Here is a 577-nt window from a genome sequence, read left to right as displayed (position 1 = left end):
CCGGCTGCCCGCCGACGACGAACCCGTGCTCCGGCTCCGACCGGACGTCCTGCCGCCGCGACCGGCCAGCCTCGGCGAGCCCGGCTACGTGGTGCTGCACCCGGGCTCGGCCGCGTCGAGCCGGGCCTGCCCGCCCGCACTGGCGGCCCGCATCGCCGAGGCGCTGACCGCGGCCGGGCACCGGGTGCTGGTGACCGGTGGCCCCGACGAGCGGGAGGTCACCGCCACGGTCGCGGCGGCCGGCGGCATCGACCTCGGTGGCCGGACCGACCTGCCCGGACTGGCCGCGATCGTCGCCGACGCCGGCGCGGTCGTGGTCGGCAACACCGGGCCCGCGCACCTGGCAGCCGCGGCCGGGGTGCCGGTGGTGAGTCTCTTCGCACCGACCGTTCCGTTCGGACAGTGGGGCCCCTACCGGGTGCCCACCGTCCGGCTCGGTGACGCCGGTGCCGCCTGCCGCGACACCCGGGCGGCGAGCTGCCCGGTCCCCGGGCATCCCTGCCTGAGCGGCCTCGACCCCGCCGAGGTGGTCGACGCGCTGCGGATGCTGGCGGTCAGCGGTGGTGGCCGATGAACA

At 78.3% G+C, this 577-nt stretch carries 1 protein-coding gene; it reads left to right on the top strand.

Features of this window, described 5'->3' with window-relative positions:
- The coding region (locus tag ACTWLT_RS31550) for a glycosyltransferase family 9 protein (RefSeq protein ID WP_445321498.1) at positions 1 to 574 on the top strand (574 nt) is incomplete at its 5' end.
- Positions 575 to 577 lie beyond the last annotated feature (3 nt).

This window comes from Micromonospora yongxingensis, from assembly GCF_052601155.1.
The sequence above is the reverse complement of the archived record's forward strand: the minus strand, read 5'-3'. Positions and strand labels throughout refer to the sequence as shown.